The sequence below is a fragment of the Acuticoccus sp. genome (genome assembly GCF_965213555.1).
Lineage (GTDB): Bacteria > Pseudomonadota > Alphaproteobacteria > Rhizobiales > Amorphaceae > Acuticoccus.
This window is the reverse complement of the sequence record NZ_OZ243890.1, coordinates 3,655,298-3,680,306: the sequence shown is the minus strand read 5'-3', so window position 1 is coordinate 3,680,306 and position 25,009 is coordinate 3,655,298. Positions and strand designations below refer to the sequence as shown.

Below are 25,009 nucleotides of genomic sequence, written 5' to 3'. Positions count from 1 at the left end.
CACACGGGACGACGCGGAGCCACTGACCCATCCTGAGGCCCAGCCACACCCCGCGTCGCTCGGAGGCGCGGGCGCATGGCGACCGTCATCATCGAAGGCGCGGTGCACGAGACGTCGTTCGCCGTCCCCGGGTACGTGCTGGCAAGGCCCGGGACGACCTATCAGTTCGCGTCGAGCTCCTCCGTGGTGGCGAGCGCCACCGCCATCGAGGGCAAGAACCTGCGCGACAACGCCCTCGCCATCGCGGGGACCGTCACCTCCACCGGGTGCTCCGCGATCGAGGTCGACGGCCTCGCGATCGGCTCCATCGCCATAGCGCGGAGCGCCACGCTGACCGCGCCCAGCGTCGCGGTCCTCCTCAGCGGCGACGGCGCGCGCCTCACCAACGACGGCACGATCCGATCGACCCACTCGGGAGGGATCTCGCTCCTCGGCAACGGCAACGACGCGACGAACTCGGGCACCGTCGAGGCGGCGATGAATGCCTTGTTCATCAGCGGCAGCGGCAACAGCGCGCGCAACATCGGAACGATGACGGCCGGCTACGCAGGCCCGGTCGGCGCCTCGGCGATCTTCGTCCTGGGCGTGGCCAACACGGTCGTCAACGACGGCTCGGTGAGCGGTGGCGACGTCGGCGTGCGCATCGCCGGCTCCGGTGTCCTTCTGTCCAACACGGGTGAGGTGTTCGGCGTCGCCGGCGCGGTGGAGGTGGCGGCGTCGGCGGACGACACGGTGATCGAGAACGACGGGCGGCTGCGCGCTGCGTCCGGCGTCACCGTGGTCCTCGCGACCGGGGTCGAGCGCACGGCGCACCTCGTGAACACCGGCACCATCGACGCCGCCACCGACGATGCGCTCGCCATCCTCGGCGGCGACGGCCGGGAGACGGTGGTGAACGCCGGCACCGTGCGTGGCGGCGTCCACCTCGGCGCCGGACCCGACGTGTTCGACGGGCGGGGCTACGGGCGGGTGTTCGGCATCGTCGACGGCGGGGACGGCGACGACAGCCTGTCCGGCAGCCTTTCGGCCGACACCATCCTCGGCGGCAGCGGCAACGATACGATCGTCGGGAGCGACGGGGCCGACCTCCTGTCCGGCGGGAACGAGGGGGACGTCATCGAGGGCGGCGCCGACGACGACACGCTCCTTGGCGAGGACGGCTCCGACCGCGTGTCGGGTGGCGACGGCCACGACCTGTTGAGCGGCGGGAGCGGTGACGACACGCTCCATGGCGACGGCGGCAACGACGTCCTGCGGGGCGACCTCGGCGCGGACGCGCTGTCGGGCGGCGCGGGCGCCGACACCCTCGACGGCGGCGCCGGTGCCAACGTCCTTCGCGGCGACGATGGCAACGACCTCCTCCTCGGCGGCACCGGCAACGACACGCTGGACGGCGGACCGGGAGCCGACGACCTGCGCGGCGCGGAGGGCGACGACGTCCTGGCGGGTGGCGAGGGCGACGACACCCTGCACGGCGAGGCGGGCAACGATCGCGCCGACGGCGGCTTGGGGGCCGACGTGATGCGCGGACGCGAGGGCAACGACACGCTCGCCGGTGGCAACGGCAACGACACCGTGGACGGCGGCACCGACGACGACGCGCTCACCGGCGGCGAGGGCGACGACGTCGTCGTCGGCGGGGACGGCGACGACGCCCTTTGGGGCGACGGCGGCCGCGACATGCTCGACGGCGGCGCAGGGCGCGACCTCCTCCACGGCGGCGACGGACACGACACGCTGTGGGGGCGAGACGGCAAGGATACGCTGCGTGGCGGGGCGCACGACGACCGCCTGGCCGCCGGTGCGGGCAACGACGCCCTGTTCGGCGAGGCGGGACACGACGTGCTCGACGGGGGGGACGGCAACGACGCGCTCTTCGGTGGTGTCGGCGCCGACCTCCTCATTGGTGGCGGCGGTGACGACTCGCTCGTCGGCGAGGCCGACGACGATCGCATGTTCGGCGATGACGGTACGGATGAGCTCGTCGGAGGGGACGGCAGGGACCGCCTCGAGGGTGGCCCCGGCGACGACACGCTCCATGGGGAGGCGGACAACGACCGCTTGTTCGGGGGGGACGGCGCCGATCTCATGACCGGAGGGGACGGCAAGGACCGCCTGGACGCCGGCGAGGGGAACGACCAGCTCGAGGGCGGCGCCGGCGACGATCGGCTCGACGGTGGTGCCGCCAAGGACCGCATGTTCGGCGAGGGTGGTGACGACACCCTCGACGGCGGCGACGGCAAGGACGTCCTGCGCGGCGGGGACGGCGACGATGTCCTCTTCGGCGGCGGCGCAAAGGACAAGTTGTCCGGCGGCATGGGGGACGACGTCCTCATCGGCGGCGCGGGCAAGGACAAGCTGACCGGCGATCGGGGCGCCGACCGGTTCGTCTTCGCGCCGGGGGACGAGCGCGACAGGATCGGCGACCTCGAGGCCGGCGACGTCATCGACCTCACCGCCTTCCGACTGTCGGCAAGACAGTTCGACGCCTCGGTTCGCGAGAAGGGCAATAAGGTCCTCATCGCGCTCGACGACGCGTTCATCGTCGTCGCCGGCACGAGCCTCGGGGAGGTGGACGACGCCGTCCTCCTATGAGGCCGTGCTTCGAGCCCTGGGGTCGCCCCAGGCCGCAGCGAGCCGCGCCGCCTCCGCCGCCAGCGTCCCTCCCTCGATGGCCCGTCGCAGGTCCGCCATGAGCCGCTGGTAATAGGCGATGTTGTTCCAGGACAGGAGCGTCGCGGCGAGGGGTTCGCCCACGCGCACGAGGTGGTGCAGGTACGCGCGCGGGTACTCCCGTGACGCGGGGCAATCCATCCCCTCGTCGAGGGGTGTGGGGTCGTCGGCGAAGCGCGCGTTCTTGAGGTTCAGCTTGCCGTGGCCGGTGTAGGCGAGGCCGTGGCGGCCGGCCCGCGTCGGCAGCACGCAGTCGAACATGTCGATGCCGCGCGCCACCGCGCCGACGATGTCCGAGGGGGTGCCGACCCCCATGAGGTAGCGCGCCTGCTCGCGGGGCAGCCGCGGCGTCGTGGCCGCCACGGTGGCGAACATCGTCGCTTGGGGCTCGCCTACGGCGAGGCCGCCGACGGCGTAGCCGTCGAAGCCGAGCGCAACGAGGCCCTCGGCCGAGCGGGCGCGCTCGTTCATGTCGGTGCCGCCCTGGACGATGGCGAACTGGAGCCTGCCGCCGCCCTCCGCCGTCAGGAACGCGCGTCGGGCCCGCCGCGCCCAGTCGAGGCTGAGGGTGACGGCGCGGGCGACGGCCTCGGGGCTTGCGGGCAGCGCGACGCACTCATCGAGCTGCATCTGGACGTCGGCACCCAGCTTGAGCTGGATCTCCACCGCACGCTCCGGCGTCAGGCGGTGCATCGTCCCGTCAACGTGGCTGCGGAACGTGACGCCGTCCTCGTCGATGGTGCGCAAGGCGGCGAGCGACATCACCTGGAAGCCCCCCGAGTCGGTGAGGATCGCCCTCCCCCACCCCATGAAGCGGTGCAGCCCGCCAAGCGCGGCCACGCGGTCGGCGCCGGGTCGCAGCATCAGGTGATAGGTGTTGCCGAGCACCACCTCGGTCCCCGTCTCCGCGACGTCGCGCAGCTGCATCGCCTTGACGCTCGCCTGGGTCCCGACCGGCATGAAGGCGGGCGTTTCGATGGTGCCATGCGGCGTGATGAGGCGGCCGCGGCGGGCCGCGCCGTCGGTCGCGAGGAGCTGGAAGGTCACCGGCGCGCGAGGACGGCGGGGTCCGGCAAGAGCAGCGAGGCGTCGCCGTAGCTCGCGAACCGGTAGCCGCTGGCGAGCGCGTGGGTGTAGATCGCCCGCATGCGGGGGAGCCCGACGAACGCTGCGACGAGCATGAGGAGCGTCGAGCGCGGCAGGTGGAAGTTCGTCATCAGCGCGTCGACGACGCGGAACCGGTGGCCGGGTCGGATGAAGAGCTGCGTCGAGCCGGCGAACGGCGCGAGCCCGTCCGGCTGGGCCGCCGTCTCCAGGAGGCGCAGCGCCGTGGTGCCCACGGCGACCACGCGCCCGCCGGCCGCACGGGTCGCACGCACCTGTTCAACGGTGGCCTCGGGCACGAGGCCGACCTCGGCGTGCATCGCGTGTGCCTCGATGCGCTCCACCGTCACCGGACGGAAGGTGCCGGCGCCGACGTGGAGCGTGACCGTGGTCATCGCGACGCCGCGCGCCGCCAGCTCGCCGATCAACGGCTGGGTGAAGTGCAGCCCGGCGGTCGGCGCGGCGACCGAGCCCGGCGGCGCGGCGTAGACCGTCTGGTAGTCCACGGCGTCGCGCGCATCGGGCGAGCGCCGCGCGGCGATGTAGGGTGGCAGCGGAATCGCGCCGACGGACAACGGGTCGCCATCGAAGCGCACGGTGACCTCACCGCCGTCGCGCGACAGCACCGTGGCGTGGAGCGTGGCGTCCGGGGACGGTCCGGCGATCAGGATGCGGTCGCCGCCGGCGAGCCGCTTGGCGGGACGGGCGAAGGCGCGCCACACGGGCTCCGGCCCGGCGACGGCCGCTTCGAGCAGCGTGAGCTCGACGCGCGCGCCGCCGCCTCGGCGGAGGCGATCGCCCGACAGCCGCGCTGGTAGGACGCGGCTGTCGTTCACCACGATGAGGTCGCCGGCGTGGAGCAGCTCCGGCAGGTCGCGGACGACGGCGTCGCGCATGGGCTCGCCGGGCGCCGAGATGAGGAGCCTTGCCGCATCGCGTGGAGCCGCCGGACGCAGCGCGATGGCCGCGTCCGGCAGGTCGTAGTCGTAGTCGGCGAGCGCCGTGCCGTCGGCGCGGTCCGCCTCCCCCAACGGTCAGCCGTCGGCGGCAATGCGGGCGCGCACGATGCGGTCGGGGTTCGCCACCGCCCCGTTGTTGGCGCGCGTCCCAGCCTCCAGCGCATCGACGTGCTCCATGCCGTCGAGCACGCGGCCGAACACGGTGTACTGGTTGTCGAGGAACGAGGCGTCGTCGTAGACGATGAAGAACTGCGAGTTCGCGCTGTCGGGCTGACCGCCCCGCGCCATGGACACCGTGCCGCGCACGTGCGCCGTGTCGCTGAACTCGGCCCTGAGGTCGGGGAGGGAGGACGAGCCCGTGCCCGTCCCGGTGGGGTCGCCGGTCTGGGCCATGAAGTCGGGGATCACGCGGTGGAATGGGACGCCGTCGTAGAACCCCTCGCGGGTGAGCGTCTTGATGCGCTCCACGTGGTTCGGTGCGACGTCGGGCAGGAGCTCGATGGTGACGGGCCCGTCCTCGAGCTCCAAAATCAGCGTGTTCTCAGTGTCTTGCGCCGCGGCGTAGGCGGTGGAGACGAGCGCCATCGCGGCGGCGGCGAGCAGTCGGGCAAGCATGGGAGGTCCTTTCGATCGAGGCTGGAAGCGAGTGCGACCCCGCCTTTTCAACCCATTCAACGCCCTCGTGCGATGCGGGTTCAGCGACGCGCCCGCGCATGGAGCGCGTCGGCGACGTGCGGCGGCGTGAAGGCCGACACGTCACCACCGAGCGCCGCGATCTGGCGCACCAGCGTCGCCGTGATGTGGCGGACGGCAGGCGAGGCTGGAAGGAACACCGTCGTCAAACCGGGACGCAGCGTGAGGTTCATCCCGGCCATCTGCATCTCGTAGTCGAGGTCGGTGCCGTCGCGCAACCCACGGATGAGGAGCGACGCGCCATGCTCCAGCGCCGCGTCGGTCACGAGGTTGCGGAACGAGGCCACCGCGAAGCGCTCGACCCTGTCCCCTCCCTCTGCCCGCACCGCCTCGCGCAGCATCTCCTCGCGCTCCTCGAAGGCGAACATCGGCGCCTTCCCCGGGTGGACGCCGATGCCGACGACCACGCGATCGGCCACAGCGAAGCTGCGCATCAGGACGTCCATGTGTCCATGGGTGACGGGATCGAAGGAGCCTGGGTAGAACGCAGTTCGCATGACAAAAGATTCCGGTTCGCGTCGTCGGTGAGCGGCAATCGCTACCGAAACATTAAGGTCCGCGCGCGAAGCATCGTGAGGCAAAAAGGGTGGGACACGACCAAAATCGCTTCAATGCGCATCGTTGCACCGGAACCCGTTCACCAAGAGCGCGTTCCCATCCCATGCCAGCGTTGCCTTTGGCGACGGTCGAAGCCGCGGATTGCGGCGTGAGACCACCGACGAGCAGCGGTGCCCGGCAAAACCCAGCCGCGACGCTGATCGTCGCCGCTGGCCGGCCGGGACCGACTGTAGGGCAGCGACGGCGCATACGGAGAGAACGATGATCGATCGCCTTAACGCCCCCGTCGCTGGCACGCTGTTCGCTGCCCTCATCGTCGGCGCCGCGACCCTCGGAGGCACCCTGTCCCACGACGAGCCGGTCGCCCAGAAGGCGGACCGCTTCGCGACCGTCGGCGATAGCCTGTGCGATGGCCAGTCCTGGCCGAAGCTGTCGAGCGAGTGCTTGGCCTGGGTCGAGGGTGAAGCGGCACCCGTCCGCTTCGTGACCTTGGCGTCCCGCGACGCCGAGGCCCAGACCACCGTCCTCCATCGTGTCCATGAGGCAACAGAACTCCACTAACGCCCATCCGTAAGCGGGTCCCAGGTCGCCGCTGCCATAAAAGTGCCTAATTTTCGTCGGCAACCGTTGCAATTGCACTGGACAGGCTTACCTTACGGTAACGTAAGTGGGGTTTGTCATGGGCAACGTGTTGGTTCGGAGTTCGATCGCGACCACAGTCGCCGGCGTCCTGCTCATTGCGGCGACGCTCTCCGCCGGGACGTTCTTCCAGGCCCCTACGAGCGTGGGGACCAAAGGCGATCTGCCGCCTCACGTCGCGTCGCAGTGGTGCGATGAGGCAGATTGTGCCGCGGACACCGCGATGCTGGACGGGTATGTGACCGCAGTGCAACGCGACGTCGATGCGGGTGTCATCACGCTGACGCGATCCCTCCCCTTGGGCGATTGATCCGACCGCGAGCGGTGCGGTCCCGAGCGCCGTACCCGCAGCCTCGGCGCGACGCAAGCATCCTCGACGCGTGAGAGGGTTGCTCGCCCGTCGGGTAGGGTTGCTCGCCCGTCGGGTAGGGCTGCTTCAGAAGCGTTCACGTCGAGCCGACGCGCCCAGCGCGGCGTGTCCTGACACTTCCTCCGATCAGCGGATGGTGCCTGACGCCACCGCGCGTCGCGTCACAAGGCCGCCGATGACGGCGGGTCAGCTCCTTCCTCGGCCACGACGTCCTCGCTGACCCGGTCCACCGACACGACACGCTCGTCGGCCGCGGTGCTGAACACGATCACGCCCTGCGTCGAACGCCCCGCCACGCGCACGCCGTCGACGGGCACGCGGATGAGCTGACCCGCGTTCGTCACCAGCATGATCTGATCCGTGTCCTCCACCGGGAAGCTTGCGACAAGCGGCCCGTTGCGCTCGTTCACCACCATCGCAGCGATCCCCTTGCCCCCCCGCGCGGTGACACGGAACTCGAAGGAGGACGTGCGCTTGCCGTAACCGTTCTGCGACACGGTGAGGATCTGCTCCTCCGCCGCGCTCATGGTGGCGTAACGCTCAAGGTCGACGAAGCTGCCGGCGCCGTCGTCCGCCTCCTCGGGCGGTGGCTCGGCCTCGCCCGCGACGGCCCGGCGCATCCTCAGGAAGGCGGCGCGCTCCTCGGGGTTGGTGGCGAAGTGGCGCAGGATCGACATGGAGATCACCGCATCCCCGTCGCCGAGCGCGATGCCACGCACGCCGCTCGAGTTGCGCCCGAGGAAGACGCGCAGCGAGGACACGGGGAAGCGGATCGCCTGCCCCTGCGCCGTCGTGAGAAGCACGTCGTGGTCCGGCGTCGCGATGGCGACGCCGACGATGCCGTCTCCCTCATCGAGCCGCATGGCGATCTTGCCGGCGCGGTTGACGTTGGTGAAGTCCGACAGCTTGTTGCGCCGCACGTTGCCCTGCGTGGTGGCGAACATGACGTCGTACTCGCCCCACGTCGCCTCGTCCTCCACGAGGGGGAGGATCGAGGTGATGCGCTCGCCCTCTTCCAGCGGCAGGATGTTGGACAGGAACTTGCCGCGCGCCTGTGGCGCCGCGAGCGGCAGGCGCCAGACCTTCTCCTTGTAGACCTGCCCGCGGGAGGAGAAGAACAGCACCGGCGTGTGCGTGTTGGCGACGAACACGCGGGTCACGAAGTCGGCGTCCCGGGTCGACATGGCCGAGCGGCCCTTTCCGCCGCGCCGCTGCGCCCGGTAGGTGTCGAGGGGCACCCGCTTGATGTAGCCGGCGTGGGACACGGTGACGACCATGTCCTCGCGGTTGATGAAGTCCTCGTCCTCGAGGTCCGGCCCGCCCTCGACGATCTGCGTCCGCCGTGGCGTCGCGAACTCGTCGCGCACGGCGGCGAGCTCGGCCTTGATGATGCCCTGGACCCGCGAGCGCGAGGACAGGATGTCGAGGTAGTCGCCGATCTCGCCTGCGAGGGCCTTCAGCTCGTCGCCGATCTCGTTCATGCCGAGCGCGGTGAGCCGCTGCAGGCGCAGGTCGAGGATCGCGCGGGCCTGCTCCTCGGAGAGGCGGATCGTGCCCTCGTCGGACAGCACGTGCCGCGGGTCGGCGATGAGCGCGATGAGCGGCCCCATGTCGTGCGCCGGCCAGTCCCGCGCCATCAGCGCCTCGCGTGCGCTCGCGGGGTCCGGCGCGGTCCGGATGAGGCGGATCACCTCGTCGATGTTGGCGACCGCCACCGCGAGGCCCACCAGGACGTGCGCCCGGTCGCGCGCCTTGGCGAGCAGGAACTTGGTGCGCCGGGCGACCACGTGCTCGCGGAAGGAGATGAAGGCGGAGAGCAGATCCTTGAGGTTCAGCTGCTCCGGCCGGCCACCGTTCAGCGCGACGATGTTGCAGCCGAACGAGGTCTGCAGCGGCGAGTAGCGGTAGAGTTGGTTGAGCACCACGTCCGCGTTGGCATCGCGCTTCAGCTCGATGACGACGCGCATGCCGTCCCGGTCGGACTCGTCGCGCAGGTCGCTGATCCCCTCGACGCGCTTCTCGCGCACGAGGTCGGCGATCTTCTCCACCATGGTGGCCTTGTTCACCTGGTAGGGGATCTCGTCGATGATGAGGGCCTCGCGCTCGCGCGCCATCGTCTCCACCCGCACGCTGCCGCGCATGAGGACCGAACCGCGGCCGAGCTCGTAGGACGAGCGGATGCCCGAGCGGCCGAGGATCAGCCCGCCGGTGGGAAAGTCCGGCCCGGGCACGATCTCCATCAGGTCGGCGACGGTCATCGCGGGCTCGTCGATGAGCGCCACCGTCGCGTCGATGACCTCGCCGAGGTTGTGCGGCGGGATGTTCGTCGCCATGCCGACGGCGATGCCGCCCGCGCCGTTGACCAAGAGGTTCGGGAAGCGCGCCGGCAGCACCGTCGGCTCGCGCTCCGAGCCGTCGTAGTTGTCCTGGAAGTCGACGGTGTCCTTGTCGATGTCGTCGAGCAGCGCGGTGGCGACCTTCTCGAGCCGCACCTCGGTGTAGCGCATGGCCGCGGGGGCGTCGCCGTCGACGGACCCGAAGTTGCCCTGCCCGTCCACGAGCGGCAGGCGCATGGAGAAGGGCTGCGCCATGCGCACCAGCGCGTCGTAGATCGCCGAGTCGCCGTGCGGGTGGTACTTGCCCATGACGTCGCCGACGACACGGGAGGACTTCTTGTACGGCCGGTTCCAGGCGTAGCCGTTCTCGTCCATCGTGTAGAGGATGCGCCGGTGCACCGGCTTCAGCCCGTCGCGCACGTCCGGCAGCGCGCGGCTCACGATGACGCTCATCGCGTAGCCGAGGAACGACTTCTCCATCTCGGCCGTGATGGAGACGCCGGTGATCCCAGGGGGACCGCCCCCGCGAGGCCCAGGATCCATCGGACCGTTCCCGCCGGTCTCGTCGCTCACGCCGTCCCCTTACCCTTATGGTGTCCCGGTGACATAGGCGACGCCCTTCGGCTGCGAAAGCCCGGCGACAGCAGCTACCACTCTAATGCACGATCCTCAGCCCCAGCCCCCATTTCGAGCTGCGTCCCACGCAGCATGAACGTCTGCTTCCGGCAGATCTCGACGTGGCCTGTACGAAAGACCCCAAGCGCTGGCTGCCAGCCTACCCCAATGATCCATAATACGATTCGAAAAAACGACTGCAATACCATCCTTGTAAAATCAAACAACATCTCTCGAACGTCTTCGTCTAATGGGATCAGAAAGATTTCGCCTTTTTTCTCGGCACCATATGGAAAGATGAGCAAGTTTACTTCTTCGGGACGCCAGAACAACCAGTCACTGCCACGCGCCGGTCTTTTTTTGTCACCATACAAAATGTCATTAATTTCCCATATAGATGCCGGCCTGTCTCCACCGTACGAGCACAAGACATTACCGGAAGTGTTCTTAGTCCCCGCCCGATAACAGAAAATTGACTGATTAGAAACGATAGTAAACACATTCTTTTCCAACGGGATAGCCATCAATATGTGGTACATAGCATCTTTGGGAAAGACCCATTTTTGGCTGGACAAATTGTATTTTATCCATTCCAGGAAACCACCCCACGACCGATTTTCACCGAAAATAGCGTCGTTTCGGAGAGCTATTGTAGCGTGATATGACGCTAGCCGGTTAATTAGCGTGTATGGGTGCGTACGCGGTATATCTAGCATTGCCAGTTCTTGTTGCCCCCGATTGACTGTCATACGAATGAGCTCGCTCGCACCTGAACCGACAGCAGCGCATTCTCCAAAGGGAGGTATTTCTTGTGGTTTGTTGAATACTATACAACCTTTATTTTTATAGTCAAGTACAAATTCAATTTACCTGTAACCATTAACTAACTCACAGAGTGTTTCGATCGGACTATTCTGCATGGATACCAAATAAATTGATTGTTTGATTTCGAAAAACAGATTCTTTATTTGAAATTCTTGTCCTTCTGCAGCAATACCTAGATAATCGCCAATAAAGTACGTTTTTCGATATAGCTGGTCTGCATTTGCCGCCATGTTTACGGGCCAGGCCATTGCAGTACCTGGATGGATGAACGAACCAAGCTCCCTCCCATCCCAAGTTACCATCATGTCAGAGATGATCGCCGGTACGCCCTTTGGACGGATGTACAAACAAGCTGTCATCCAGTTTTCTCCGCGTGTCCATGTTGATGGAAGAATGATTCCAATGCTTTGTTTGCGTCAACCGAAGCGCACCAGCAGGGCCGTCGCGTCGTCGGACGGCTTGAAGCGAGGGTAGCGCGTGCAGTCCGGGTCCGTGCGCTCCACCGCGCGAAGGGCGTCGCGCGCGCCCGCAAGGTCGTCGCGCGCGGCCGACAGCAGCGTCGCGCCAGTATGCAGGCCGTAGTCGTCGATGGCGGCCTCGAAGCCGTCGGTGAGGAACAACGCCTCGCCGGACGTCGCCTCCACGCGGTGGCGCCGTGCGCGGCGCGTGCAGTCGGCGTCGGGGGCGAAGATCGAGTACCCGTCATCGGTGTTGGCGAGGTTTCGGACGGTGCGCAGGAACGCCACGACCTCGGCGTTCCGACCGCCTCCGGACGCCATCATGCTCCTCGCGTTCGCCGCCTCCCTCGCCCGTCCCTCCTCGGTCCCGCCCCGGCGCAGCGTGGCGCCGTCCGCCTCGATCCACACCGCGCAGTCGCCGAGCTCGACGATGTCGACGACCTCCCCGAACCGGGCGACTAGCACCGCAGCCGTCGGGACCTCGTAGCGCACGGCCGGCGGCCGGCGGCGCTCGGCGAGGAAGCGCGCCTCGGCCCGCGCCGCCGCCGCGGACAGGAGGTCGAAGGGGTCGCTCGTCGCCTCCACCCCCTCGCGCAGCGCCTCGTCGAGCACGCCGGTGAGCCAGGCGGCGTCGCTCGGCGCGGGAAGCAGCGCATCCTCGCCGAGGCCCGTCGCGCCGTCGATGACCCAGGCGAAGCGGCCTGATGCGCCGAACCCGTCCTCGTTCGCCTTGTCCGCACGGCCGGGGTCCGACAGCGCGGCGACGACCTCGATCAAAAGGGGATGTCGTCGTCGAACGGCTCGTCCGCCGCCGGTCGCCCCTCGCCGCGGTCGGCGTAGCCGCCACGCTCCGGAGCGCGGTCCGAGCTGCCGCGGTCGAAGCCGCCGCCTCGGTCCGCGTCCCCGCCCTGTCGACCGTCCAGCATCTGCAGGACGCCGCCGAAGTTCTGCAGCACCACCTCAGTGGAGTAGCGCTTGACGCCCTGCTGGTCCTCCCACTCGCGGGTCTGCAGCGAGCCCTCGACGTAGACCTTGGAGCCCTTGCGCACGTACTGCTCGATCACCCGGCACAACCCCTCGGAGAACACGACGACGCGGTGCCACTCGGTCCGCTCGCGCCGGTCGCCGGTGCTGCGGTCGCGCCACGTCTCGGACGTCGCGATGCGCAGGTTGGCGATGGGGCGACCATCCTGGGTGCGACGGATCTCCGGGTCCGCACCGAGGTTGCCGATGAGGATCACCTTGTTGACGCTGCCGGCCATGAGCTTCTCCGAGGGTGTGCGAGCCTAACGGTCATCGCCCCCACTTACCGCGGCCGGGCGCGGCAATCCACGCCTTAGTCGTCCCCGCCGTCGCCGCTGTCCCCGAGCCCAGCGGCGTCCGCCTCGAGGGCTGCGAGGAGGCCGTGCCGCTCAAGCTTGGCGCGCATGGGGTGGACCGCCTCCACGGGGCGGTTCGAGTAGGGCATGCGGGTCTGAAGCACGCGACCGAGCACCGAGCGGTCGAGGCGGAAGGCGAACGCGTTCACCTCGTGCAGCACCTCGGCCAAGGTCCTGAGCTCGTCCTCGGCAAGACCCGGAGGCGGGCTCTCCGCCGCGCCCCCGTCGGGCAGGACGATGCCGAACTCCTCGCGCAGGAAAGCCACCTCGGCGGCCGCCCGACGGCGCACCTTCGCCTGCGTTGCCTCCGGGATGACGTAGCGCGGCCCGCCGATGTGGTTGAATGCGCGCTGCTGGTCGTAGGGCATCGCCCGGCCCTCGGTCAGGTCGAGGGCGCGGTCGAGGAGGTGGATGGCGAGCACCGACAATCCCTCGTTGACCGCGGACCGCCTCAGTTCGGGCGCCGCGCCCGGTACGCCGAGCGTCGCCAGGACGTCGTCGATCACGTCGCCGGCCGCGAGCTGGGCACGGTCGTAGGGCCGCACGGTGAGGTTTTCGGCGCCGACGGCGCGGCGCCAGCGCTCGACGATGGCGCTGATCGGCAGGACGCGCGCCCGCTGCGCGACGTCGGCCAACCGCTGGCCGGTGCGCACCCCCTGCGCCGCCGCGCTGATCGCAAAGCCGACGGGGTCGCGCACGTAAAGGAGCACCCGCACACGCGAGGCGACCTTGCCGAACGTCAGAGCGCACTCGGCCGCCTCCTCGTCGCTGAGCCGGAGCAGCGTCTCCGAGCTCACCACCGCCTGGTCGAGCCCGCTCGCCCGCGCCTGCTGGAGGAAGTCCTTGACGATGCGCGGCTCGCCGGCCCGCCTGGTGCGCGCGCTGAACGGTCGTTGCCAGGGGGTGGTTGGTGCGCGTCGCGCCGTAGTAGAACAGGCCGTGCCGCGCGAGGACGGCGCCGTTGTCGCGGAAGGTCGCCTGCAGCGAGGTCGTGCCGGTCTTGGGGTGACCGATGTGCAGCGTCAGGACGTCCATGGGAGTGGCTGCCCAGCAGCGTGAGGGGAAACAAGGGGAGGATCACCCCCGCGCCCGAACGCGTCATTGACCGGCCGCGCCGTGCGTCACAGGTTGCGGTCAACATCCCCGCAAAGCTCATGGGGCACGCCATGTCCGAGCGCAAGCCCGCCCCCGAACGCCAGCTCGTCGTCCGCGGCGCGCGCGAGCACAACCTGAAGAACGTGAGCGTCACGCTGCCGCGTGACCGCCTTATCGTGTTCACCGGGCTGTCGGGCTCGGGCAAGTCCTCGCTCGCCTTCGACACGATCTACGCCGAGGGCCAGCGGCGCTACGTGGAGAGCCTGTCGGCCTACGCGCGCCAGTTCCTCGAGATGATGCAGAAGCCGGACGTCGACCAGATCGACGGCCTGTCGCCGGCCATCTCCATCGAGCAGAAGACCACGAGCCGCAACCCGCGCTCCACCGTCGGCACCGTCACCGAGATCAACGACTACATGCGCCTCCTGTGGGCGCGCATCGGCGTGCCCTACTCGCCGGCGACGGGGCTGCCCATCGAGGCGCAGACGGTGTCGCAGATGGTGGACCGCGTGCTCGCGCTGCCCGAGAAGACGCGGCTCTACCTGCTCGCGCCCATCGTGCGCGGCCGCAAGGGCGAGTACCGCCGCGAGCTGGCGGAGCTGCAGAAGCGCGGCTTCCAGCGCGTCAAGATCAATGGGACGTTCCACGAGATCGAGGACGCGCCGGCGCTCGACAAGAAGTTCAAGCACGACATCGACGTCGTCGTGGACCGCATCGCCGTGCGTCCCGACCTTGCGACGCGCCTCGCGGACTCCATCGAGACGGCGCTGCGCCTCGCCGACGGGATCGCCATCGCCGAGTTCGCCGACGAGGTCGACGGGGGCGCGCCGCGCCGCATCACCTTCTCCGAGAAGTTCGCCTGCCCGGTGTCGGGCTTCACCATCGCCGAGATCGAGCCCCGGCTGTTCTCGTTCAATGCGCCGACGGGGGCCTGCCCCACCTGCGACGGGCTCGGCACGACGCTCACCTTCGAGGCGGACCTCGTCGTCCCCGACACGGCGATGACGCTGAACGGCGGCGCGGTGCTGCCCTGGGCGCGGACGGGCAACACGAGCCCGTACTACACGCAGACCCTGCAAGCGATCGCGGCGCACTACGAGGTCGACATGATGACCCCGTGGCGCGAGCTGCCGGAAAAGGTGCGCGACGTCATCCTCTACGGCTCGGGCCGCGAGAAGATCGCCTTCACCTACGACGACGGGCTGCGCTCCTACACGACGAAGAAGACGTTCGAGGGTGTCATCACCAACATCGAGCGACGCTGGACCGAGACCGATTCCTCCTGGGTGCGCGACGAGCTGGCGCGCTACCAGTCGGACGCGCCCTGCCCCGCCTGCAACGGCTTCCGGCTGAAGCCCGAGGCGCTGGCGGTGAAGGTCGGCGGACGGCACATCGGCGAGGTGTCGGCGCTGGCGATCCGCGACGCCGCGCCGTGGTTCGAGGCGCTGCCGGACGCGCTCACCGACCAGCAGCGCGAGATCGCCCGCGCCATCCTGAAGGAGATCCGCGAGCGGCTGCGCTTCCTCGTGGACGTCGGCCTCGATTACCTGCAGCTCAGCCGTGGCTCACGCACGCTGTCGGGCGGTGAGTCCCAGCGCATCCGCCTCGCCTCGCAGATCGGATCGGGGCTGACGGGCGTGCTCTACGTGCTGGACGAGCCGTCCATCGGCCTCCACCAGCGCGACAACGCGCGCCTCATCGAGACGCTGAAGCGGCTGCGCGACCTCGGCAACACGGTGATCGTGGTGGAGCACGACGAGGACGCGATCCTCGCCGCCGACCACGTGCTCGACATGGGCCCTGGCGCCGGCGTCCGCGGTGGCACCGTCACCGCCGAGGGATCGCCGGCCGCGCTCCTCGCGAACCCTGCCTCGCTCACCGGGCAGTATCTGTCCGGCGCGCGCGAGATCCCGGTGCCGGACAAGCGTCGTGCGCGCAAGAAGGGTCGGACGATCAAGGTGGTGAACGCGACCGGCAACAACCTGCGCGGCGTGACGGCGGAGATCCCCCTTGGCCTCTTCACCGCGGTCACCGGCGTGTCGGGCTCCGGCAAGTCCACCCTCGTCATCGAGACGCTCTACCGGGCGGTCTCGCGCAAGCTGAACAAGAGCCGCGAGCAGCCCGCGCCGCATGAGGCGATCACCGGGCTCGAGCACCTCGACAAGATCATCGACATCGACCAGTCGCCCATCGGCCGCACGCCGCGCTCCAACCCCGCCACCTACACCGGCGCGTTCACGCCGATCCGCGACTGGTTCGCCGGGCTGCCGGAGTCCAAGGCGCGCGGCTACGGGCCCGGCCGCTTCTCGTTCAACGTCAAGGGTGGGCGCTGCGAGGCGTGCCAAGGCGACGGCGTCATCAAGATCGAGATGCACTTCCTGCCGGACGTCTACGTCACCTGCGACGTGTGCCACGGCAAGCGCTACAACCGCGAGACGCTGGAGATCGCCTTCAAGGACCGCTCCATCTCCGACGTCTTGGAGATGACCGTCGAGGACGGGTGCGAGTTCTTCTCCGCCGTGCCGGCGGTGCGCGACAAGCTCGTCACGTTGAACGAGGTGGGGCTCGGCTACATCCGCATCGGCCAGCAGGCGACGACCTTGTCTGGCGGCGAGGCGCAGCGCATCAAGCTTGCCAAGGAGCTCTCCAAGCGCGCCACGGGGCGCACGCTCTACATCCTCGACGAGCCGACGACGGGGCTGCACTTCGCGGACGTCGAGAAGCTCCTCGAGGTGCTGAGGAAGCTCGTCGACCAAGGCAACACCGTCGTCGTCATCGAGCACAACCTCGAGGTCATCAAGACGGCGGATTGGATCATCGACATCGGCCCCGAGGGCGGCGACGGCGGCGGTGAGATCGTCGCGGCCGGGCGGCCGGAGGCGGTGATGAAGGTGTCACGGAGCCACACGGGCCGCTTCCTCGCCGAGCTCCTCGCCCGCCGTGGCGCCGGCGCGCGCGAGGCCGCCGAGTGAGGCGCGCCCCATCGCCATGGAGCTGATCGGCCTCACCGAAGAGAGGCTCACGTTCCACGACTTCCTGGCGCGCCACGCCCATGCCGTGCCGGCGCGGCGTGGCTTCTACATCGCGCTCTACCCCAACAAGCAGACGAACCGACGGCTCGTCGATGGGCTCGATGCGCTGCGCACGCACGCACCGGGGCCCGAGGACGTCGTGTTCCTCGACGCCTCCAACGAGAACTCGCGCCGCCTCGACGACGACGCGGTCGAGGCGCTCGCGGCGTTCAACCGCGAGACCGGCGTGCCGCGCGGGCGCGTGGTTCTCGTGGCACAGGGGAGCGGGCTCCCGCGCGAGGACGGTGCGCGGCGCGAACCGATGAACTGGCTCGCCTACCACCACTGGCCCGTACGCCTCGCGCGGACCTACGAGGCGATGGAGCTGACCGACTTCAGCTACGACGCGCTCGCCGACGCTCCGCCGCGCTTCCTCATGCTGAACCGCACCGTGCGTCCGCACCGCTACCTGCTCATGGAGGCGATCCGCCGCTCCGCGCTTTCGCAGGTGGTGCTGCGCTCCGACCATAGGGTGGAGGGGAGCCACTCGCCTCGCCGCATGGCTGAGGACGTTGCGCGAAACTTTCCCCGCCTCGCCCACCTTGCCCCGGACCGGGACGCCGAGGGTTGGAGCGAGGGCACCGCCGACTTCGACGACAGGCAGAGCGCCGCCTTCGGCCGCCTCGGCCCGATGCCGGTCTCGTTCCCGGAGGCGCCGGTCCGGGCTACGATGCTGTCGATCGTGACCGAGACGGACTTTCGGGCTCCCGTCGTGCGCGTGACGGAAAAGTCGTTCAAGCCGTTCGTGACCCACCGTCCGTTCGTCCTCGTCGCGGCGCCGCGGAGCCTTGCGCTGCTGCGCGACTTCGGCTTCGCGACGTTCGGCGCGGTGATCGACGAGAGCTACGACAACGTTGTGGAGCCGGAGGATCGCCTCATCGCCGTCCTCGTCGAGCTGGAGCGCCTGCGACGGGCGCTCGAGGCGGCGGGGGCGCGCCGCGCGTTCCTCGACGCGGCGCGTGAGGCCTGCGCCCACAACCAGCGCCACCTGCAGCAAGGCTTCGTCGAGGAGCTCGACCGGCAGACCCTGCGAACGCTGCGCTACGCGCTGGCTCGCCCGCCGCCCACGCTGTTCACCGCAGCGTGCGAGGGGATCGCCTGACAAGCGGATCGCTGCGCGCGGACCAGACGGGCAGCGGCCGGATGCCCTCCCATGGTGTTCACCGCACCGTGCGAAGGGTCGCGCGATCAGCGAGCCCGGCTCCTGCGCGGATGGGACGGGGAGCGGCCGGACGTCCTCCGCGCTGCTCACCTGCACCGAGCAGGGTCAACGTCCGTTCCGTGCGCCTACCAGACGGCAGCAGTAGGAGGCGTCCCCGCTGTCCACAACATCGTACGAGGGCATCGCCGGATCAGCGGAGCGGCCTCCGGGCGGACCAGGCGGGCAGCGCGAGAGCACTTTCGGTTTAGTCGTACGCATAGCCGCAGTGGCGGATGTAGCGGCGACATTCGTCGGGATGGGAGCGGTCGAGGAGCGCGCCGATGGTGTCCCAGAGGTCGTCGCGGGTGCGCGCGGCGGCCTTGCGCAGGAGCGCCTTCAGCTTGCCGAACACCATCTCGATGGGGTTACGGTCGGGGCTGTAGGGCGGAAGATGGAGGACGCTGGCGCCCGCCGCGGCGATCGCCTCGCGCACCCCGGCGACCTTGTGCACCGCGAGGTTGTCCATCACCACGACGTCGCTCGGCGACAGCGACGGCGCGAGGAACTGCTTGGCGTAGGCGAGGAAGGTGCGTCCCGTCATCGGCCCCAAGAGGACGAGCGGGGCGATGATCTCTTAACGCGCGCAGACCGGCGACGAACGTCGTGGTCTTCCAATGTCCATGACGGGCGCGATCGACCAGCCGGTCGCCCTTGGGCGCTCAGCCCGTCCGGCGGACCATGTTGGTGGACGCCCCGGTCGCGTCGAGGAACACGAAGCGGTCAGGATCCATGAAGCCCTGGAAGCCGCGCCAGCGATTGCGGGCCTTCGCGACGTCAGGACGCTCCCGCTCTGCTGCGCTCAGCGACTTCTTTTGTGCCGCAGCTCAAGCCGTTGCAGCATCGACCAGACCGCCCACAGCGACACCGCCGACCCGCCGCGTCGGCGGATGGCCGCCCTCAGCTCGGCCAGCATGATGCTCCCGTTTGCAGCCACGAGCGTGCGGATCGCCGCCTCGTGCGCGGCCAAGAGCGGCCTGCGATAGCCGCCGATCCGCGCGGGCTCGACGCTGCCCGTGGCCCGAACGCGCTGCAGAGCTTGACGACCGTCGAGGGGCTGACGTCGAAGCGGGCCGCCGCCTGGCGTGCCGAAGCGCCCGCATCGACCGCCTTGACCAGACCTTTCTCAGATCGTTGGACAGCGGCGCCGTCGTGCGAACTCCAAACGCGAAGCCGCCCCCTTCAGAGTTTGATTTGCCCGATCCCTCGCAACCCTAAAGTGCTCTAGATGCCGGACACGTTTCGCGGCGATCCAGATGCGGATCGCTGCGAGGGTGATGGCGGCGAGGTTGTCAGGCCGGCGATCGGACCGCGTGGCGATGCCGCGGAACCTTTTGACCCGATTGAAGGACCGCTCGACGAGTTGGCGCTCGCGGTCGAGGCGGCGGCTGAAGGCGAACGTGGTCTTACAGATCACGCGTGGCGGGATGTGGGCCCATGCGCCGCCTCCGCTCGCGTGCGCGCGGATCGCGTTGGTGTCCTATGCCCGGTCGGCGATGAGGATGGAGCCTGGCACGAGGCCGTCGATCAGGCCGAGGGCGGCCGGTGCGTCGCCGGCCTGTCCGGGTGTCAGCGCGAGGCGGATCGGTCGTCCCTCGGGATCGACGAGGGCGTGGATCTTCGTGGTCAGGCCGCCGCGGGAACGGCCCATGCAAGCGATCGTCCCCCCCCATTCAATGGTGGCGGCGTGCTGGTGGACGCGCACGCATGAGGCGTCGATCATGACGATGTCGCGGTCGTAGCTTCCGACACGGCGGCCAGGATGCGGTCCGAGATCCCCTTCGCCCGCCATCGGACGAAGCGGTTGTAGAGCGTCGTGCGTGGTCCGTAGCGCTCGGGCAGGTCGCGCCAGGGCGACCCGGTCCGGAACCGCCAAAGGATGCCGTCGATCACCCGTCGGTCGTCGACCCGAGGCACGCCTCGCCCGTTCGTCGGCAAGAGCGGCTGGATGATCGCCCCCCAACATCGCGTCGCTCAAATGGTGCCGGTCCGTGTCGCTCCCTGTGTGAACGAGGGCAGACCAAACCCGATGAGATTTCACCGATCGTTGATGGGGACGCGGCTGAGGACGCCGTCCAAGCTGTTCACCGAACCGTGCGAGCGCGTCGCCTGATCAGCGGACGACCCGTGCGCGTACACGACGGTACGCGGCAGCCCGCCGTGCATGCTCTTCGCAGTACCGTCTCTTCGCAGTACCGTGCCTGACGGCGGGTCGGCCCACGCGCGTCCTGGACGAGCGGCGTCCAGACCCTGCCCCCGCTGTTCACAGGGCCGTGCGAGGGCGTCGCCTGATCAGCGGATCGGCGGGCATGGACCAGACCGGAAGCGGCAGGACGCCGTCCACGCTGTCCACCGGACCGCGCGAGGGTGTGACCCGATCAGCGAAGTGCCCACGCGGAACCAGATGGGCAGCGGCAGGACGCCGTCCTCGCTGTTCATCGTACTGTCCGAGGACGTCGCACGATCAGCGGATCGGCCTGCGCGCGGAGCTGACGGGCAGTGCCGGGACGCCTCTACGCTGTTCACCAGCTCGCTCAAAGATGTCGCACGAACAGCGGATTGGCTTGCGCGCGGATCAGACGAGCGGGCGGCGGGACGTGTCCGTGCTGCTCGCCACGTCGCTCGCGGATGTCGCTTGATCAAACTATCGGCCCCGGCGCGTGGCAACAGGCAGCGGCAGGCCTCCGTCTCCGCTGTTCGTTGCGCCCTCCGAGGGAGGCGCACGGTCAGCGGACCGGTCCGCGCGCGGACCAGACGTGCAGCGGAAGGACGCTTCCTCGCTGTTCCGCGCCGTAAGGGAGCGTCCCTAGGAAGCCGATCGGCCCGCGTGCGGACCAGACGTGCAGCGGCAGGACACGTCTGGCGTTTCCCGCGCCCTGCGAGGGCATCGCGTGATCAGCGGACCGACCCGGGCGAACCCCACGGGCAGCGGCAGGATGCCGTCCATGCTGTTGACCGCACCACCCGCGAGTGTCGCGTCATCGGCGGATCGGCCCTGCGCGCGGACCCGACGGGAGCGGCGGCACGCCCTCCATGCTGCTCACCGCGGCAGGCAAGGCGTCGCGTGATCAGCGGACCGACCGGGGCGAACCCGACGGGCAGCGGCAGGATGCCGTCCATGCTGTTGACCGCACCACCCGCGAGTGTCGCGCCATCGGCGGATCGGCCCTGCGCGCGGACCCGACGGGAGCGGCGGCACGCCCTCCGTGCTGCTCACCGCGGCGGGCAAGGACGTCGCGCGATCAGCGGACCACCCGGGCGAACCCCACGGGCAGCGGCAGGATGCCGTCCATGCTGTTGACCGCACCACCAGCGAGTGTCGCGCCATCGGCGGATCGGCCCTGCGCGCGGACCCGACGGGAGCGGCGGCACGCCCTCCATGCTGCTCACCGCTGCGGGCAAGGACGTCGCGCGATCAGCGGACCGCCGCCCCCGCGCGCCTCTCAGGCGGGCAGCGACGGCACGCCATCCATGCTGTTCACCGCGTCCGAGGGCGTCGCATGATCAGCGCATCGGCCCGCGCGCGGACCAGACGGGCAGCGGCAGGACGTCAGGCGGGACGCCGTTGGCGTGCGGCCAGGAATCGACCGCCCATGCTGCGTCGCCGGCGACGACGACGGCGGTGGCGTGCGGGTAGCGCCCGTCGAGGAAGTAGCCGCGCGACACGGGCCGCCCCACCCGATGATGGCGCAGGAGCCCCGCGCGCTCGGCGACGAGGAGGTAGCTCGTCGTGTTCGTCGCCTCGTCGATGCAGTCCATCTGGCCGCGTTCGCCGGCGTTCCACAGGTCGAGGCCGCCCACGTCCCTAGTCGAGCCTACCTCCGGGGCCACGCGTCGCTCCGCCCAAGCGACCAGCCGTCGGATGCCGGCGCGCTCGGCCGAAGCGCTGGACGCCGCCCCGACGATGCCGCGCATCGTGGCGACGTCCCTGGAGGTGAAGACGACGGCCGTCTTGCGGCGGCAGCCGAAGCCGTGACAGACGACGACGCGCCCGCCGTCGCGCGGGGCGACCGCGTCGACCGCGTCGAACCACGTTGCCGGCTCGCCGCGATGGAGGCCGACGCAGCCGCCGAGCGTGAGCGCTGTTGCCAGCCCCAGCGCACGGGCTCGCCATCGTCGTCCTCGCACCCTTGCCTCCCCATGCGACGAAGGCTTGCCCTCGGCTCGCTGGCTTTGACGTCAACAACGAGGTCCCACGCCGGGCTTGCGCGAAGCCCTCCTCACCGCATACTCGTCGCCATGGCAACCATCGACGTCATCGGCGGGGGACTTGCGGGCTGCGAGGCGGCGTGGCGCCTCGCGAGCGAGGGCATCCACGTCCGCCTCCACGAGATGCGCCCGGCGCGGATGACGGCTGCGCACAAGACGAGCGGGCTCGCCGAGCTCGTCTGCTCCAACTCGTTCCGCTCCGACGACGCCGCGAGCAACGCCGTCGGCCTGCTGCACGCCGAGCTGCGCGACCTCGGCTCCCTCGTCATGCGCGCGGCGGACGCCCATCAGGTCCCCGCCGGCGGCGCGCTCGCCGTCGACCGCGAGGGCTTCTCCGCCGCGGTCACCGGGGCGATCGAGGGGCACACGAACATCACCGTCGTGCGCGGCGAGGCGACGCGCCTGCCGGACGGCCCGGCGATCCTCGCGACGGGTCCGCTCACCTCCGACGCCATGGCCGCGGCGCTCACCCGGGCGACCGGGGCCGACGCGCTCGCCTTCTTCGACGCCATCGCGCCCATCGTCTACCGCGACAGCGTCGACATGGACGTCGCCTGGTTCCAGTCGCGCTACGACAAGCCCGGGCCGGGCGGCACCGGCGCGGACTACCTCAACTGCCCCATGGACCGCGACCAGTACGGCGCCTTCCTCGACGCGCTGCTCGCCGCCGACCGTGTCGCCTTCCACGCCTTCGAGGACACGCCCTACTTCGACGGCTGCCTGCCCATCGAGGTCATGGCCGAGCGCGGCCGCGAGACGCTGCGACACGGGCCGATGAAGCCCATCGGCCTCACCAACCCGCACGCGCCGACGCATAAGCCCCATGCCGTGGTCCAGTTGCGCCAGGACAACGCCCTCGGCACGCTGTTCAACATGGTCGGCTTCCAGACCAAGCTGCGCCACGGCGCGCAAGCCGAGGTGCTCCGCCTCATCCCCGGGCTCGAGCGCGCCGAGTTCGCTCGGCTCGGCGGGCTCCACCGCAACACCTACATCGACGCCCCGCGCCTGCTCGACGGCACGCTGCGGCTGAGGACCGTGCCGAACCTGCGCGTCGCCGGGCAGGTGTCCGGCTGCGAAGGCTACGTGGAGGCTGCCGCGACGGGCCTCATGGCGGGCCTCTTCGCGGCGTCCGAGGCGCTCGGCCAGCCGACCGGGGTGCCGCCGCAGACGAGCGCCATGGGCGCGTTGCTCGCCCACGTGACGGGCGGCCACCTCACCGACGAGGCAGCGGGTGGCGCCGACCGGCCGCGCTCCTACCAGCCGATGAACGTCAACTTCGGGCTGTTCCCGCCCCTCGACATCCCCGATGCGGCGGCGCGGGGCGGACGGCGCGGCAAGCCCGGCCGCAAGCTTGCCTACACCGAACGAGCGCGGCAGGACTTCGCTGCCTGGCGCGAGGCAGTGCGACGCGTCGAGATGGCGTGATCTCGCCAGCTTCATCGACATTAACGCCAAGGCCACAAATCTGATGTATAGGACGTCGTCGCTAGGTTCGGGGTCGCTAGGTTCGGGTCAGCCGGCCTCGGCGTCATACGGCCTCAGCGTGCTGCGCCGGGGAAGCCATTGTGGCGAGCCGCGACCAACTTGGTGTGCAACATGCGTACAGCTGTGACGGACCCCTCGGTGCACTACCGCGACATCGTGAACTCGATGGTCTCGGCGATGCTCGTCCTCGACCGCGACTACGTCGTTCAGTTCGCGAACCTTGCATACTACCAGTTGTTCGGCGGTTCCGAGGAGGAGACCCTTGGCCACTCGGTGTTCGACATCCAGAACGCCATCTGGGATGAGCCGGCGCTGCGCACGCTGCTGCATTCCGTCATCCCGCACAACGTCGACGTGAAGGGCTACACGCTCGAGCAGACGTTCCCGGTGATCGGCGCGCGCATCCTGAACCTCTCGGCGCGGCAGGTTTCGCGCTCGGGCGCGCCGACGGACCAGATCCTCATCGAGGTCGAGGACGTGACCAACGCGGTGCTCGCCGCGCGCGCGGCGGACGAGGCGCTCGAGCACACCGAAGCGATGATGACCGAGATCCACCATCGGGTGAAGAACAACATCGCCTCGATCCTGTCCATGCTGCGCATCGAGGGGCGCGAGCTCGCTGACGGCGACGCGCGTGAGGTGCTGCAACGCATTGCCCTGCGCGTCGATTCCATGGGCTCGCTCTACGAGCTCCTCGCGGTCAACGCCAACACCGGACACGTCGGCCTGCTCGACTACTTCGGGCGCGTGTGCCGCTCCATCGAGCAGATGGCTGCCTCCGAGCACTGCGGCTGGGCCATCGAGGTCCGCGGCGACGACGTGCCGGTGGGTGTGGATGACGCGATCGCCATCGGCGCGGTGGTCAACGAGCTCGTGGCGAACGCGGCGAAGTACGCGTTCAACGGCCGTCAGGACATCGGGCGCATCCGCGTCCACCTGCAGGAGCGCGGCGGCGAGATCCACATCGCCGTGACCGACAACGGCTGCGGCTTCGACAAGCACCACGTGGACCCGAAGTCCACCGGCCTCGGCATGCGCCTCGTGGACATGTACCTCGCCACCATGGGCGGCGCGATCGAGCGCGACACCGGCCCGCAGGGGACCGCGTGCTACATCACGATCCCGCACAAGCTGCGGCCGGACGACGTGGCCTCGTCAGGCAGGCTCCACGCTGCGCCGACGATGAAGCGGCCGACCATCGTGGGTCGCCCCCGGCCGTCGGCGGATGCGCGCACGACCGACAAGCAGGGCGGCGTGCAGGGCGGCCGGCCGGTGCCGGGACGGGCCGGCGACGGAATGCGCGTGCCGGCCTCTCCGAGTTCGGACTAACCGGGCCGACGCG

Annotated in this window: 18 protein-coding genes and 2 pseudogenes; 7 read left to right on the top strand and 13 right to left on the bottom strand. The window is 69.5% G+C overall.

Going from position 1 to position 25,009, the window contains the following annotated elements:
* Positions 1-75: 75 nt before the first annotated feature.
* The gene (locus ACOOE8_RS17205; RefSeq protein WP_420392627.1) at positions 76-2,595 is read left to right on the top strand and encodes a calcium-binding protein; all 2,520 of its coding nucleotides are present in this window, start codon (positions 76-78) and stop codon (positions 2,593-2,595) included.
* Here the strand turns inward: ACOOE8_RS17205 and tgt are convergent.
* From tgt to coaD, 4 genes are all read right to left on the bottom strand, one after another.
* Positions 2,590-3,720 (bottom strand): tRNA guanosine(34) transglycosylase Tgt, encoded by a 1,131-nt coding sequence (tgt, locus tag ACOOE8_RS17200; protein WP_420392626.1) that lies wholly within the window; start codon positions 3,718-3,720, stop codon positions 2,590-2,592. The genes ACOOE8_RS17205 and tgt overlap by 6 nt on opposite strands.
* Entirely contained in the window at positions 3,717-4,808 is a 1,092-nt protein-coding gene (queA, locus tag ACOOE8_RS17195; RefSeq protein ID WP_420392625.1) for a tRNA preQ1(34) S-adenosylmethionine ribosyltransferase-isomerase QueA, read from the bottom strand. Before queA ends, tgt begins: the two co-directional genes overlap by 4 nt.
* Positions 4,809-4,811: 3 nt before the next feature.
* Positions 4,812-5,351 (bottom strand): peptidylprolyl isomerase, encoded by a 540-nt coding sequence (locus ACOOE8_RS17190; RefSeq protein ID WP_420392624.1) that lies wholly within the window; start codon positions 5,349-5,351, stop codon positions 4,812-4,814.
* An 80-nt stretch (positions 5,352-5,431) separates the two neighbouring features.
* Positions 5,432-5,926 (bottom strand): pantetheine-phosphate adenylyltransferase, encoded by a 495-nt coding sequence (gene coaD, locus ACOOE8_RS17185; RefSeq protein ID WP_420392623.1) that lies wholly within the window; start codon positions 5,924-5,926, stop codon positions 5,432-5,434.
* 322 nt (positions 5,927-6,248) lie between these two features.
* On the opposite strand from coaD, the gene ACOOE8_RS17180 reads away from it, so the two are divergent.
* Both ACOOE8_RS17180 and ACOOE8_RS17175 read left to right on the top strand, forming a co-directional pair.
* The gene (locus tag ACOOE8_RS17180; RefSeq protein WP_420392622.1) at positions 6,249-6,548 is read left to right on the top strand and encodes a hypothetical protein; all 300 of its coding nucleotides are present in this window, start codon (positions 6,249-6,251) and stop codon (positions 6,546-6,548) included.
* 118 nt (positions 6,549-6,666) lie between these two features.
* Complete coding sequence (locus ACOOE8_RS17175; protein ID WP_420392621.1) at positions 6,667-6,936, top strand: hypothetical protein; 270 nt, start codon at positions 6,667-6,669, stop codon at positions 6,934-6,936.
* A 221-nt stretch (positions 6,937-7,157) separates the two neighbouring features.
* Here ACOOE8_RS17175 and gyrA read toward each other — a convergent pair whose 3' ends face one another.
* The 6 genes from gyrA to ACOOE8_RS17145 all read right to left on the bottom strand — a co-directional run bounded on the left by gyrA (position 7,158) and on the right by ACOOE8_RS17145 (position 13,409).
* Positions 7,158-9,875, bottom strand: coding sequence for a DNA gyrase subunit A (gyrA, locus tag ACOOE8_RS17170; protein WP_420394737.1), 2,718 nt, complete (start codon positions 9,873-9,875; stop codon positions 7,158-7,160).
* A 104-nt stretch (positions 9,876-9,979) separates the two neighbouring features.
* Positions 9,980-10,696, bottom strand: a complete 717-nt coding sequence (locus tag ACOOE8_RS17165) for a hypothetical protein (RefSeq protein WP_420392620.1) — start codon at positions 10,694-10,696, stop codon at positions 9,980-9,982.
* Positions 10,697-10,813: 117 nt separating this feature from the next.
* Positions 10,814-11,131, bottom strand: coding sequence for a hypothetical protein (locus tag ACOOE8_RS17160; RefSeq protein ID WP_420392619.1), 318 nt, complete (start codon positions 11,129-11,131; stop codon positions 10,814-10,816).
* 57 nt (positions 11,132-11,188) lie between these two features.
* On the bottom strand, positions 11,189-12,007 hold the full coding sequence (locus ACOOE8_RS17155; protein ID WP_420392618.1) for a hypothetical protein: 819 nt from the start codon (positions 12,005-12,007) through the stop codon (positions 11,189-11,191).
* The gene (locus tag ACOOE8_RS17150; RefSeq protein WP_420392617.1) at positions 12,004-12,492 is read right to left on the bottom strand and encodes a single-stranded DNA-binding protein; all 489 of its coding nucleotides are present in this window, start codon (positions 12,490-12,492) and stop codon (positions 12,004-12,006) included. Before ACOOE8_RS17150 ends, ACOOE8_RS17155 begins: the two co-directional genes overlap by 4 nt.
* Positions 12,493-12,566: 74 nt before the next feature.
* On the bottom strand, positions 12,567-13,409 hold the full coding sequence (locus ACOOE8_RS17145; protein ID WP_420392616.1) for a hypothetical protein: 843 nt from the start codon (positions 13,407-13,409) through the stop codon (positions 12,567-12,569).
* 366 nt (positions 13,410-13,775) lie between these two features.
* Here ACOOE8_RS17145 and uvrA point away from each other — a divergent pair, with 366 nt between their 5' ends.
* Both uvrA and ACOOE8_RS17135 read left to right on the top strand, forming a co-directional pair.
* A complete protein-coding gene (gene uvrA, locus ACOOE8_RS17140; RefSeq protein ID WP_420392615.1) occupies positions 13,776-16,676 on the top strand; it encodes an excinuclease ABC subunit UvrA in 2,901 nt (966 codons plus the stop codon).
* Positions 16,645-17,877 carry a hypothetical protein gene (locus tag ACOOE8_RS17135; RefSeq protein ID WP_420394752.1) on the top strand — a complete coding sequence of 411 codons (1,233 nt, stop codon included), beginning with the start codon at positions 16,645-16,647 and terminating at the stop codon, positions 17,875-17,877. Before uvrA ends, ACOOE8_RS17135 begins: the two co-directional genes overlap by 32 nt.
* 304 nt (positions 17,878-18,181) lie before the next feature.
* Here ACOOE8_RS17135 and ACOOE8_RS17130 read toward each other — a convergent pair.
* The 3 genes and pseudogenes from ACOOE8_RS17130 to ACOOE8_RS17120 form a co-directional block, all read right to left on the bottom strand.
* A pseudogene (locus tag ACOOE8_RS17130) lies at positions 18,182-19,115 on the bottom strand (IS630 family transposase).
* A 110-nt stretch (positions 19,116-19,225) separates the two neighbouring features.
* Positions 19,226-19,926: pseudogene (locus ACOOE8_RS17125) on the bottom strand (IS5 family transposase); the annotation flags it as partial.
* Positions 19,927-21,477: 1,551 nt separating this feature from the next.
* Positions 21,478-22,101 carry a hypothetical protein gene (locus tag ACOOE8_RS17120; protein ID WP_420392614.1) on the bottom strand — a complete coding sequence of 208 codons (624 nt, stop codon included), beginning with the start codon at positions 22,099-22,101 and terminating at the stop codon, positions 21,478-21,480.
* Between the two features lie 111 nt (positions 22,102-22,212).
* Between ACOOE8_RS17120 and trmFO the strand changes: the two genes are divergently transcribed.
* Together trmFO and ACOOE8_RS17110 are read left to right on the top strand one after the other, a co-directional pair.
* Positions 22,213-23,607, top strand: coding sequence for a methylenetetrahydrofolate--tRNA-(uracil(54)-C(5))-methyltransferase (FADH(2)-oxidizing) TrmFO (gene trmFO / locus ACOOE8_RS17115; RefSeq protein WP_420392613.1), 1,395 nt, complete (start codon positions 22,213-22,215; stop codon positions 23,605-23,607).
* Between the two features lie 171 nt (positions 23,608-23,778).
* Positions 23,779-24,996 (top strand): sensor histidine kinase, encoded by a 1,218-nt coding sequence (locus ACOOE8_RS17110; protein ID WP_420392612.1) that lies wholly within the window; start codon positions 23,779-23,781, stop codon positions 24,994-24,996.
* The last annotated feature ends 13 nt before the right edge of the window (positions 24,997-25,009 follow it).

Excerpts from the sequence above, each read along its gene's own strand:
- coaD (WP_420392623.1), bottom strand. The coding sequence starts at position 5,926 with ATGCGAACTGCGTTCTACCCAGGCTCCTTCGATCCCGTCACCCATGGA.
- ACOOE8_RS17165 (WP_420392620.1), bottom strand. The coding sequence starts at position 10,696 with ATGACAGTCAATCGGGGGCAACAAGAACTGGCAATGCTAGATATACCG.
- ACOOE8_RS17180 (WP_420392622.1), top strand. The coding sequence starts at position 6,249 with ATGATCGATCGCCTTAACGCCCCCGTCGCTGGCACGCTGTTCGCTGCC.
- trmFO (WP_420392613.1), top strand. The coding sequence starts at position 22,213 with ATGGCAACCATCGACGTCATCGGCGGGGGACTTGCGGGCTGCGAGGCG.
- ACOOE8_RS17150 (WP_420392617.1), bottom strand. The coding sequence starts at position 12,492 with ATGGCCGGCAGCGTCAACAAGGTGATCCTCATCGGCAACCTCGGTGCG.
- gyrA (WP_420394737.1), bottom strand. The coding sequence starts at position 9,875 with ATGGATCCTGGGCCTCGCGGGGGCGGTCCCCCTGGGATCACCGGCGTC.
- uvrA (WP_420392615.1), top strand. The coding sequence starts at position 13,776 with ATGTCCGAGCGCAAGCCCGCCCCCGAACGCCAGCTCGTCGTCCGCGGC.
- ACOOE8_RS17190 (WP_420392624.1), bottom strand. The coding sequence starts at position 5,351 with ATGCTTGCCCGACTGCTCGCCGCCGCCGCGATGGCGCTCGTCTCCACC.
- ACOOE8_RS17160 (WP_420392619.1), bottom strand. The coding sequence starts at position 11,131 with ATGACAGCTTGTTTGTACATCCGTCCAAAGGGCGTACCGGCGATCATC.
- ACOOE8_RS17205 (WP_420392627.1), top strand. The coding sequence starts at position 76 with ATGGCGACCGTCATCATCGAAGGCGCGGTGCACGAGACGTCGTTCGCC.
- ACOOE8_RS17175 (WP_420392621.1), top strand. The coding sequence starts at position 6,667 with ATGGGCAACGTGTTGGTTCGGAGTTCGATCGCGACCACAGTCGCCGGC.
- ACOOE8_RS17110 (WP_420392612.1), top strand. The coding sequence starts at position 23,779 with ATGCGTACAGCTGTGACGGACCCCTCGGTGCACTACCGCGACATCGTG.